General features: G+C 44.5%; 8 protein-coding genes. 6 read left to right on the forward strand and 2 right to left on the reverse strand.

Translation table 11 applies throughout. From position 1 onward, the window contains the following. Positions 1–348: 348 nt before the first annotated feature. Entirely contained in the window at positions 349–2,034 is a 1,686-nt protein-coding gene (locus tag QT996_RS01890; RefSeq protein ID WP_333044189.1) for a S8 family serine peptidase, read from the forward strand. A gap of 80 nt (positions 2,035–2,114) precedes the next feature. Here QT996_RS01890 and QT996_RS01895 read toward each other — a convergent pair whose 3' ends face one another. After that, positions 2,115–2,783 (reverse strand): glycosyl hydrolase 108 family protein, encoded by a 669-nt coding sequence (locus tag QT996_RS01895; protein WP_333044190.1) that lies wholly within the window; start codon positions 2,781–2,783, stop codon positions 2,115–2,117. A gap of 99 nt (positions 2,784–2,882) precedes the next feature. Here QT996_RS01895 and QT996_RS01900 point away from each other — a divergent pair, with 99 nt between their 5' ends. The 5 genes from QT996_RS01900 (at position 2,883) to QT996_RS01920 (ending at position 8,309) form a co-directional block, all read left to right on the forward strand. Beyond that, positions 2,883–5,063 carry a tetratricopeptide repeat protein gene (locus tag QT996_RS01900; RefSeq protein ID WP_333044191.1) on the forward strand — a complete coding sequence of 727 codons (2,181 nt, stop codon included), beginning with the start codon at positions 2,883–2,885 and terminating at the stop codon, positions 5,061–5,063. A 38-nt stretch (positions 5,064–5,101) separates the two neighbouring features. Further along, a complete protein-coding gene (locus QT996_RS01905) occupies positions 5,102–5,698 on the forward strand; it encodes a tRNA isopentenyl-2-thiomethyl-A-37 hydroxylase MiaE (RefSeq protein ID WP_333044192.1) in 597 nt (198 codons plus the stop codon). Positions 5,699–5,789: 91 nt separating this feature from the next. Then, on the forward strand, positions 5,790–6,287 hold the full coding sequence (locus QT996_RS01910) for a GNAT family N-acetyltransferase (RefSeq protein ID WP_333044193.1): 498 nt from the start codon (positions 5,790–5,792) through the stop codon (positions 6,285–6,287). Positions 6,288–6,301: 14 nt separating this feature from the next. Next, entirely contained in the window at positions 6,302–6,844 is a 543-nt protein-coding gene (locus tag QT996_RS01915; protein ID WP_333044194.1) for an MAPEG family protein, read from the forward strand. Between the two features lie 76 nt (positions 6,845–6,920). After that, entirely contained in the window at positions 6,921–8,309 is a 1,389-nt protein-coding gene (locus QT996_RS01920) for a cytochrome P450 (protein WP_333044195.1), read from the forward strand. Positions 8,310–8,331: 22 nt separating this feature from the next. Here QT996_RS01920 and QT996_RS01925 read toward each other — a convergent pair whose 3' ends face one another. Then, on the reverse strand, positions 8,332–12,174 hold the full coding sequence (locus tag QT996_RS01925) for a PAS domain S-box protein (protein ID WP_333044196.1): 3,843 nt from the start codon (positions 12,172–12,174) through the stop codon (positions 8,332–8,334). Positions 12,175–12,256 lie beyond the last annotated feature (82 nt).

A 12,256-nucleotide genomic window follows, 5' to 3' on the forward strand; every position in this document is an offset into this window, starting at 1 on the left:
TCACCAATTAGCCAGTACCCTTTGCGTTGCGATCGGGCAACTGAAAACTGCTGTATTTATCTTATACATGATTTAACTTTACTTTGATTGGTTGTCTACTTATTGAAATATATTTTTACAAATATGACTTTTATGACTTTAAGTTATGACTTTTATGAATTGACCTTATCAGGAGTTTGAATTATTATCTCAATTACAACTTGTAAGCTACGCCCTCAGTTAAAAATTTTTAATATTGTTTCATACGTTTGCAGTGAGGGCGCAGAGTCTTATTCAAAGGAGATTAATGACTAAACTCCTTACTACAAACAACGTCACATTTCTGGAAGTTTACAATTTTTTTAATTTATGTTAGACATCAAGACGAATCCTACCGATCGCCTTTTTTGCATTCAACAGCCAAACGATCTCCCCACATCAGTATTTCCGGTGAACAACGGCTTGCTCAACCCAATCGATCCATTCAATGTTTCTAGCTATAGTGCGGAATCTAGCTTTCCTAATCTCACAGCATCCAGCAGCGACCAACAGACACAAAATGCGGATTTTCTTGTAGCGGATGCCAGGGCTGACTTCAGTTACTCTGTGAGCGATGCTCAACTCAAACCGCAAGCACAGTCAGCGATCGCAAACACAGATCCGCTAACAGGAACGATATCTGCTTCCCAGTTGAATTTCGCCGATCCAGGTAACTCTCTTTCGACCGCTCGTAATGTTGTTGGCGTTCAGAACGGTAGCATCAGCTTAACTGATTTTGTCGGAGTTGGAGATTCCAAGGATTTCTATCGATTCGATATCAATACTAAGAGCAATTTTAACCTGCGTCTCGACGGTTTGAGAGGGGAAGTAAAGCTAATTCAAGATAGAAACCGCAACCGTGTAGTCGATCTTGGTGAAACTATTGACTCCTCTGCTAATAGTGGCCAAGTCTCCGATGTCATTAATGTACCCAATTTGGCGCCTGGAACTTACTATGTCGAAGTCTATACCTTCTCAGGCTCTACCAATTACAACCTGAATCTTTCTGCAACCTCTGTTCCTGTAGTGCCAGATATTACAACACCTAACGGTGTTTATAATAGTAATTACGGCTACGGTTTGGTGAATGCAAATGCCGCAGTTTCCAGCACCTTAAACCGCTCAAGTCTTTTGCCTGCTCTTGCCGATTTGGGCGGAACTAATTGGGCGCTAGATGTCATAAATGCACCGGAAGTTTGGAATCAGAACATTACAGGAAATGGGATTGTTGTAGCTGTCGTGGATAGTGGTGTTGACTACACCCATCCTGACTTGGATGGCAATATTTGGCGGAACGCTGGTGAAATTGCTGGAAATGGCATTGATGACGATCGCAACGGATATATTGATGATATTCGGGGTTGGGATTTTGTGTCTAATGACAACAACCCAATGGATATGAGTTACGAGGGTCACGGGACTCACATAGCAGGTGTGATCGCGGCGGAACGAAATAATTTTGGCATCACAGGAGTTGCGCCCAATGCTAAGATTATGCCTGTCAGAGTGTTGCCCGCCTCCCTTTACGGCGAGTTGAATAATGTTGCTGCTGGAATCCGCTATGCTGCTGATAATGGAGCCAATGTAATTAACCTCAGCTTGGGAAATGAGTTTTTCCCCTCCACCCAGGTGAATGACGCAATTGAGTATGCAAATAACAAAGGCTCTGTTGTGGTTATGGCAGCCGGAAATTTGGGTGACATCCAACCAGCTTATCCAGCTCGTAATGCCGATCGCTGGGGAATTGCCGTGGGCAGTATTGATATAAACGGCAGGATGGCTGACACCTCGAACCGGGCGGGTTCGGGACCTTTAGATTACTTAGTTGCTCCGGGAGTAGAGATATTTTCTACCACTCCTGATGACGATTATGAAATCGAAACAGGCACGTCTTTTGCAACGCCACAAGTAGCAGGTGTAGCGGCTTTAGTTTTGAATGCCAATCCGACTTTAACTCCGGCTCAAGTTGAGTACATTTTGACGACAACAGCTAATCGGAATGGGTTGACAGGATAGAATCGATCGGGTCCATGAGACGGGGGTTTAAACCCCTGTCGTGGGACTACTACAACTTGGAGAAAATGAATCAGCCCAGCTTAATTCTTAATCTTATTCACATAGCCCCACAAACTATAATCTCGACTCAGCCAACCCCGGAAAAAAGCCATTTGACTCGGATCTTCTTGCACCCGTTTGTAGCGGTAAATAATTCGTTCATTAATCATTTGCAGCGCGGTATTTCTGTTATTTGCCCCTTTCAGCGCTTCCTTGGTGCGGGGGTCAAAAACTCCTGTTTGCGGCAATCCTAATGCTTGCTGAAGAAAGGTAATTGAGTTATTAATACCGAAATTAACGGCGGTGTCAAACATGACGATCGCCAAAGCCGGCTGCATCGTGCCCGAGAGGCTCGAATCCCAGTAATATTTATAAATTTCTAGGAGCTCTGCTTCCGACATCTGCGTCACGTCGAGGGGCGGAAGCCCACGACTGTAGCGGTAGGCGTTGTATTCTGTTTGCAAGACGCCCCTATAAGTTCTGCCGCCCTTATCGGCAGGGTGATTGCTGAATCCACCCTCAAAATAGAGGGTGAAATAAAGAGCAGTTTGAAATATTTTCTGCCGAAAGCTTGCTGTCTGCTGCTGCTGTGCGAAAGTCTTTTGGGCAAAGGGTAAGGGGATTGCTAAGGTTAACAAGAGTACCCCCAGCAGGAGGTTTGGTTTCCACTTAATGTTATGTTGGCGCTGTGTCGCTTGCTTGTCGCTCATAAATTCTCTGTGACGATCGCCCGTAGTTCCGCTAAAACTGCTACTCTGCAAAATAATATAGATTCAACCTTTAACTTGATAGCACAGATAGGCCGCCAAATGAATTCCGATTTTCGCAACCAATCCGAAACACCCCAATTTGAAGATGCTGCATCGCTGACAGTGGTTGCAGAAACCTATTACTCTCAAGGCAATTTAGCAGCAGCCGTCGCTGCTTGCCGCCGAGCTCTGGAATTGCAACCGGATTGGGCGGCGGCTTACGTGACAATGGGTAATGTGCAGCAAGCAAGCGGCCAAATTGATGAAGCGATGCGGTTTTATTCCGAGGCGATCGCTTTGAATCCCGATTTTGCTGAGGCTTATGCTAATTTGGGCAGTATGCTGTACAAACAAGGGCATTTGGTGGAGGCGATTGTAAATTACGAAAAGGCGATCGAACTTAAACCAAATTTGGCCGCTGCTTACTGGAATTTGGCAGGAGCACTGAAACAGCAGGGGCAGCAGGATGCAGCGGTAGCATACGAGCAAAAAGCTCTCGAACTCAATCCCCACCTAGCTGAGGTAGATTTTCACTTAAATTTAGGAGATCAATTAGCGCGGCAAGGGAAGTTAGATGAGGCGGTGGCTGCATGGCAGCAGGCGATCGCCTTCAAACCCGATTTAGCCGAAGCATACTGTCAAATTGGCCGAGTTTTGCGCCACCAGGGCAAATTTAAAGAGGCAATACCCAACCTTCAAAAAGCCCTAGAAATTAAACCCGATTTTATTTCGGCCCACCAACATTTGTGCGGCATCCTCAGAGATACTAGCAATTTAGCTGCCGCGCGGCAAGCCGTACACCAATACAGCCAAATGTGTGCGGAAACCGATCCAATTATGACCGCGATTTACTTCATCAGCACCTATCAAGTGTCGGGATTAAATCAAATTGCGGGCGATCGATTTTTAGAGCTAGAGTCGTACTTGCAGCAAAAATTAGAAACCGCTAGCCCGGTGGAAATTAAATCGCTTTATGCAAATTTGTTATTCAGTACACCCTATTTGCGAGATGACTTGGCGGCAAACTCAAAACTTTACAGATTAATTGCCCAAAAGTATATCCACCAATGTATTAAACCTAATTTTTCTCAACCCGCCAATTACAGTTTCAAACCAAGTGTTCCATCCAGCAAGTTAAAAATCGGCTTTTTGTCCAATCACTTCAGCCGCCATTCTGTAGGTTGGTGCAGCGCTGACATCATTCGCGAATTGTCCGACATCACACCCCATGTGTATTTGTACGCTTCCGAAAGAATTACTCCTGACGATCGCACTCAGCAATTTGAAACTTGGGGCAAACTGACTTTTCCGAAAACCTACCCGAACGGACTTGCCAATTCTGCAGAAATTATCGACAAAATTCAGCAAGATGAACTGGACGTTCTAGTCGATTTAGATTCTCTCAGCGTACCAGTTCACGCTGACATTCTCTACCAAAAACCCGCACCAGTTTGTGTTTCTTGGCTCGGATTTGATGCCCCTTACATATCGCCGGAAAATTACTTTCTTACAGACTGGCACTCGCACCCAGCCGGGCGGGAAAAATATTATGACGAGCAGCTAATTAGGATGCCGGATTCCTTTGTAGCGGTGTCAGGTTTTCAGAGATATGGAGTCGATCCGGTTGCATTGAGAAGGTCGAATCGGATCGGTTTGGATCAGATAGTTTACCTGTGCGTAGCACCAGGCAGAAAATTTAATCACGACTTGGTAAAAGCACAAATTGCCATTCTCAAACAAGTGCCCAACAGTATTTTAATTCACAAAGCTTTAGGCGATGCTGCGGTGTTGGAGGCTGCATATCACCAAGCTTGCGAAGCTGAGAAAGTGAGCAAGCACCGAATTAAGTTTTTGCCAAGGTTTGCTACTGAGGAAGAACACAGAACTATCTATTTGCTGGCCGATGTTTTGTTAGATTCTTATCCTTACAACGGAGGAACTCACACTTTAGAGGCTTTGTGGTGTAATTTGCCAGTGGTTACTCGCACAGGAGAGCAATTTTTGTCGAGAATGGGTTATTCGTTTTTGCAGGCTTTGGGAATTGAAACGGGTGTGGCTTTGTCTTGGTCGGAATATGTGGAAGTTGGGGTAAAATTGGGTAAAGAACCTGAATTGAGAAATGCAATTAAAGCACAGTTGGTGAAATCTAAAGATCCAGCCAATTTGTCGCCGCTTTGGAATCCGAAAAAGTTTGCGGGTGATATGTATGGGGTGTTTGAAAAATTGTGTAAAATAGGATAAATGCTGACTAATGAATGATGACTGATAACTGATGACTAATGACTTCAACACTATCAACTATTAAGTTTTTAAAACAGCCGACTTCGGAAGCTTGGATAGAACAGGCGATCGCCCATTTGGATACAATCTTATTAGATCATTCTCACTGCGAGCGGAAAGCGGCGGGAGTAGCGTTAAATTTAATGTTTCGCTACCCAGCCCGGGAAAAATTGGTGAGGATGCTAACGGCGATCGCCCGCGAAGAATTAGAGCATTTCGAGCAAGTCAACCAACGGTTAGAAAAGCGCAGCATTGCTTTAGGGCCTTTGGCTGCACCTCCCTACGGTGCGGGTTTGTCCGCCCACATTCGCAAACACGAACCGGAGAGACTTTTGGATTCTTTGTTGGTTTCTGGTTTGATAGAAGCGCGCAGTCACGAACGGTTGGGGCTGCTGGGCGATCGCTGTCCCGACGCGGAATTAGCTAAGTTTTACCGCAGTTTGATGGCTTCGGAGGCGCGTCATTACGGTGTATATTGGATTTTGGCAACAACTTATTTCGAGCGGGATATTGTGATGCAGAGGTTGGAGGAATTATCCTTAGTAGAGAGCGAGTTACTGGCAATTCTTCATCCCGAACCGAGAATTCATAGTTAAAATCTCGGGGCATTTAAAGAGTGTAAAATACAAAAAATCACTAATTTTACAGTTGCTCAAGTCAAAAAATAAATATACGTTGCAACAACCAATGAAAACCCAACATCTGGATTTTTTAATTCGTTCCTGGGAAACGCGCGATCGCGCCGAGGCGTTCTATTTAATTAGAGATGTTTTAGCAGAGTACGGTTTAAAATGCGAACCTCACGGGGCAGATCGAGATGTCTATGATGTAGAACTACATTATCAGAATAAAGGCGGCGAATTTTGGGTAGTTGAACGGCAGGGTAAAATAGTTGGTACGGCAGCTTACTATCCGATTGAGCGCGGAAATAATGCTGTGGAAATTCGCAAAATGTATATTTTGCCCGCCGCAAGGGGACAAGGTTTGGGGAAATTTTTACTGCAAGAATTGGAAAGTAAAATTATCGCTCGTGGCTTTGAGGAAATCTGGATAGAAACTGCCAGCATTCTCAAGGAAGCGGTTAAGATGTACGAAAATAGCGGATATCAACCGACAACTGGTGTGGAGACGCAAAGGTGCGATCGGGTTTACGTAAAATATCTCGGTATAAAAAAGCTACAATAAAGTTTCTGTCAACAATGATTAATTTACCCAGTTTCAATCAGCAACAGCAAATAGTTGTTTGGCGAGGCATTTCTGCCTTTATCTTCTGCCTTACTTTTGTACTGATTGGTTATTATGTGATAGGGCTGTCCCTACCGCTATTCAATACCCCAGAGTCGCGCCTAATTTTCACCCTTCGCTGCCAAATTTTTCCGTTACTGATGTTATTTGCCGGCATAGTTGCTGTTGGTAATGGGAGATTTAGCAGCCCAGCTATCAACCCTTTAGCAAATGCCGAATCTGAAGCAATGCGGATTAATGTGCGTTATCTGAGCAACACTCTAGAGCAATTTGTGCTGTTTTTTGTAGGCAGTTTAATTCTTTCTACCTTTTTAGATACTTACAGCATCAAGCTGATTCCAATTTTGGCAACTTTGTTTGTTTTCGGAAGAATAGCATTTTGGATAGGCTATCTCAAAGAGCCGATCGAACGAGCTTTTGGCCTGGGAGTTACTCTGTATCCTACTATTGCCGTACTAATTTATGATGCCTACCGCGTACTATTTTTCAATAGCTGAGGGATTTGAGAGTTTTTTGGAATAAGACTTATGCTTTGATTAGTCCTGTGAAACCCTAAAACTAGAAGGAAAACAAATGACTATCCCCACAAAAAACTCTCATTCTCAAAATCATACTACCAAAAAAATTCTAGACGGCCCTAAAGACGCTAGATTTGTTCAAACAGTGCGGGGAATGTTAAATCCTCTGTATTATTTAGATAGTAATTATCAACGCTACGGCGACCTTTTTACCAGCAAATTCAGTAACTTTCCGCCGCAAGTAATTATTAGCAATCCTCAAGCTATTCAAGAAATTTTTACAGCCGATTTTAAACTCTTTGAATCCGGTACTGTAAATCAGATAGGGCTACCTTTAGTAGGCTCGAATTCGTTATTTTTATTAGATGGCGATCGACATTTGCAGCAGCGCAAACTTTTAATGCCACCTTTTCATGGTGAACGCATGAAAGCTTACGGACAAATCATCTGCAATACCACCGAAAAAGTAATTAATAATTGGACTCCTGGTAACTCGGTAATCGCGCAGTTAACTATGCAGGAAATTTCCTTGCAAGTAATTTTACACACAATTTTTGGGCTGAGCGAAGGAGAACGCTACCAGCAAATTCAGCAACTAATTATTAATATGTTTAGCCTCTTTAGCAATCCATTAAGTGCTACCTTTTTGTTTATAAAGTCGTTGCAAAAAGATTTAGGTGCTTGGAGTCCGTGGGGAGGATTTATTCGACAAAGACAGCGTTTAGATGAACTGCTTTATCAAGAAATCCGCGAACGCAAAACTCTATCTCAACCATTGGGAGACGACATCCTGAGCTTGTTAATTTCAGCTCGTGACGAAGCAGGACAGCCGATGAGCGACGTTGAATTGCGGGATGAATTAATGACAATGTTATTCGCAGGACACGAAACTACAGCCACAGCTTTAGCCTGGGCTTTGTATTGGATTCACTACATCCCAGAAGTCCGTGAAAAACTGCTCCAAGAACTCAATTCTATTGATGTCGAAAATTGCGAGCCTGCGGAAATAACTAAACTCCCGTATTTGAATGCTGTATGTTGCGAAACCCTGCGGATTTATCCGATCCTATTTTTTACATTGCCGCGCCTTCTGCAAGCTCCGATGCAGTTAATGGGTTATAATATTCCCAAAGGAATGATACTTTCTCTCTGTATTTATTTGGTTCATCACCGTCCTGATATTTACCCGGAACCTAAGCGTTTTAAACCAGAACGTTTTCTAGAACGTCAATTTTCGCCTTACGAATATTTGCCGTTTGGGGGAGGGAACCGCCGCTGTATTGGGGCGGCATTTGCCATGTTTGAAATGAAGTTAGTATTGGCGAAAGTGCTGTCACGATACTCTTTAGAACTTGCAGAAAATCGTCCGGTTTTGCCAGTACGCCGGGGTGTGACAATGGCACCCGCTGGTGGTGTGCGTTTGGTGGTAAAGAATCGGATTTGATATGATACCGATACAAGGGGTTTTAATTTATCTTTTGCCGCAGAGGAATCTCAATTACAAATTCCGAACCTTCTCCCAATATAGAATTGCAAGAAAGCTTGCCCCCGTGTTTTTCTACTATAATAGAGTGCGAAATCGCCAATCCTAAGCCAGTTCCTTTGCCAATGGGTTTAGTAGTGAAAAACGGGTCAAACAAGCGTTTTTTCACATCTTCGCTCATTCCTGGGCCGCTGTCAGCTATCCATATCGCAACGCTGTTATTGTCGGTTACTTGGGTGCGAATCGTAATTGCGAGATTTTTGGCGGTGCTATTGGATTCCTTTATCTCCATTTCCAATGCGTCTAGCGCATTGCTCAACAAATTCATAAATACTTGATTTAACTGACCGGGATAACATTCAACTAAAGGCAAATTACCGTATTCTTTAATCACATTAATTGTCGGGTGATCGGTTTTATGTTTCAGGCGGTTTTGCAAAATCAGCAGCGTGCTTTCGATGCCTTCGTGAATGTCAACTTGTTTCTTTTCGGCTTCGTCAAGTCTTGAGAAAGTCCGCAGGCTCAAAACTATGTCGCGGATGCGATCGGCTCCGACTTTCATAGAGGCTAAAATTTTCGGTAAATCTTCAATAAGATAATCAATTTCCAAGTCTTCCCTTGCATCTACAATTCTTGCGCTAGGCTGCGGGTATTCTTTCTGGTAAAGTCGCAGCATTTTTAGCAAATTTTGAGTGTATTCGCTGGTGTAGCTGAGATTGCCATAAATAAAATTAACCGGGTTGTTAATTTCGTGGGCGACACCTGCTACTAACTGTCCCAAACTCGACATTTTTTCACTTTGAATTAATTGAGTTTGGGTGCGTTGGAGTTCGCGCAAAGTTTGTTCTAGCTGTTGAGTTTGAGCTTGAGCTAATTGGGCGGCTGTGCGGGTTTGGGTGTAGAGTTCGGCGTGGTCGATCGCGATCGCAATTTGAGCGACTACCGCTTGCATCAGTTCGACTTCCGAGTCGCTCCAATTTCGCAGGGACACAGCCTCATAGCAGGTAATTGCCCCAATATCGCCTGAAGCAGTTTGAACTGGCAGCGACAGCACAGAGTTAATTTTTAAGGCCTGGAAATTTTCGCGCAACTCTACATCTTCAAAAGTGCTGACATCATCAATTCGCAGAATTTCTCGCCCCCCAATCTGCTGCAGGGCGACACTAGATTGATCCTGTACAGAATAAGTACCGAGCAAACTCGGCAAAGCTGCATTCTTCGCTTCGCAAACTATTTCCCAAACCGGAGGATTGCGGTTTGGGCGATACCAAGTGAACAGGCACCAATCTATGTGCATCAAATTGCGAATTTTTTGAACGGCGGTTTCTAAAATTGTGTCTAAATCTAAAGATGTGCGAATCTGGTTGGCAATTTGATTGAGCAGTTGTTGTCGTCTCGCTTGCTGTCTGAGGGCTTGTTCCGATCGCACTAATGTTTCTTCTGCAAGTTTGCGATCGGTTAAATCTTGGACGACGGCTTGGATAATTTTTTCATTTCCAACTTCGATGACTGTCAGCACGACTTCTGCAGGAAAATCAGTACCGTCTAAGCGCTGGTGAACCCACTCAAAACGGTGGTTTCCCCGCTCAAAGGCGAGATCCATCATTTCCTTAATAAAGCTCAAAGAATCTCTGCCGTTGGGTTGGAAAGGAGGCGACAGTTTGCCGGGGTTTTGCCCGTACAACTGTTGCGGGGTAGTGCAGCCAAATAGTTTTAGGGTGGCTGTGTTGGCATCGGTGATGCCATTGTTACATAACATCAAAACAGGCAAACTGGTTAATTCGTAGAGCGATCGAAATTTGGCTTCCGACTGCTGCAATGCCGCTTCTGTTTGCTTGCGATCGGTAATGTCGGCAACCATTGCCAAAGCGCCCACATAGCGTCCCTGTTTGTCTGCCAAGGAATTAGTAGAAACTATCGCCCACAAGTCGCTGCCGTCTCGGCGACGGAACTTAAAATCGAGCTGTTCGCGAATTCCTTCACGGCGGCGGTTGAGACTGACTTGTGCGAGTGCGATGCCTTCTGCATCCATGAAAGCAAATAGCGACTGTCCGATCATTTCCTCTGCGGTGCAGCAGAGCATATCGGCCATTTTTTGGTTGACAAAAGTAGTTTTACCCTCCGTATCTATCATCCAAATTCCTTCGTCTGCTGTCTCGACAATGCACCTGTATTTGTCCTCGCTTTCCCTGAGCGCTTCTTCTGCTAATTGGCGAGCGGTAATGTTTTGAGTCATTAGCAATCCGCCGATGATTTCTTGCCGTTCGTTTCTGACTGGCAAAGTATAACCGAGGTAGATGCGATCGCTGTAAAAAATTTCTGTAACAACTGTTTCTCCTGCCAGTGCCGCCCGATAAGTTGGCTCTAGATCGGCGCAAACACCTGGCTCGAATACTTCCCAGATTGTCTTGCCTTCCATCAACTCTTTGGAAAGCCCCACTGCTGCTAATTCTGTACCTTCTACCAGCGTGTAGCGCATTTCTGGATCGAACAACATCACCGCGCCGTTCGGAAAGTTGCTTGCCATAGTGCGGTAAAGCTGTTCGCTTTTTTGCAGCGCAGCTTCTGCTTGTTTGCGATCGGTAATGTCAATTATGACGGAACCGATGCCGAGAGCCTCGCCATCTTTGTCTAGCAAGGGAAAATAAGAGCCTGTCAGGTGTCGGACAAACCCAGGCTTTCTGGGATTGTCACCACTCATCTCGATATTAATTAATGGTTGTTTTGTACTCAAGATTTCTTGGTACAAAGGCTCTACAATTGGAGCGATATTCGGCAATATTTCGCGTACCGTCTTGCCTATGTGCTCTGCTGGACTCAGGCAATTTATTTCGGCTAGAAATTGATTAATTTGCACGTACCGCAGTTGGGAGTCCAAAATGCAAAGTCCCGCCGGCGCCTCCTTCAAAAACGCATCAAATAGTGCTTGTCTCTGTGCTAATTCTTGTTCTAAAGCTTTGCAAATACTGAGATCAGTTAAAGAGCCAATCATCCCCACAACTTCTCCCATTTTGTCTTTCAATAGCGAAAGCATCAGGTGCGAGGAAAATATTTCTCCCGATTTATGACGTGTGATAACTTCTATTTCATGCTCGCCTTTTTTTTGTAGCGGTTTGATGACTTGCTCTAACAGAAATTCGTGCTGTTCGGGCGGGTAAATTAGAGAAATGTGCCGTCCGATAGCCTCAGTTTTTTCATAGCCGTATAACTTTTGGCAGGCTTGATTCCAAATGGTGATCGAGCCGTCCATATCTGTAGAAACCACCGCTTCGTGAATTTGGTCGATAATTTGACTTTGGAGACGCAACTTTTCTTGAGTCTGCTCCAGTTCGGCGGTTTTTTCTGCGAGTAGTTTCTGAGTTTTTTCGAGTTCGGCAGTCTGCTTTGCCAGCAATTTTTCCATATGTGAATTGCTGTGCGGCGCCGCTGGTTCCAGCGGTTCGCTATTTTCTTGCCTCGGATTAAAAATTTCTTCAGCGCTCAGCCAAATCGCGCACTCTCCGCCTGTTTCAATTACCCGCTCGGAAACTCGCACGGGTACGAGATGGTTGTTTTTATGTCTGTATGCTGTTTCGCACGGGCCAGTGCAGCTATTTTTTGCTTGACTTTCTAGATATTTTTCTCGGCCCGCGCACTGCGTTTGCTGAATTTCCCAGTAGTTGAGGTGAAGAGTTTCTGCAACTGTGCGGCCGATAATACTTGCAAAAGCTGGATTTACGTCGAGAAAAGTCCCGTCTGTCCGGCACAATGCCAGCCCGATCGGGCACAGTTCTAACAATTGGCGGCGAGAGCGATCGCGCTTGGCTTTTCCTAACTGGCTTTGCATCTGACCTAGCTGGACTTGGGTGATTTAATTATATCTTTTTATCTTGTTTATTGTTGTGAGTTTTATCCTTGATTAAGCAAGA

Source organism: Microcoleus sp. S13C4, assembly GCF_036700865.1.
Taxonomy (GTDB): Bacteria; Cyanobacteriota; Cyanobacteriia; order Cyanobacteriales; family Microcoleaceae; genus Microcoleus.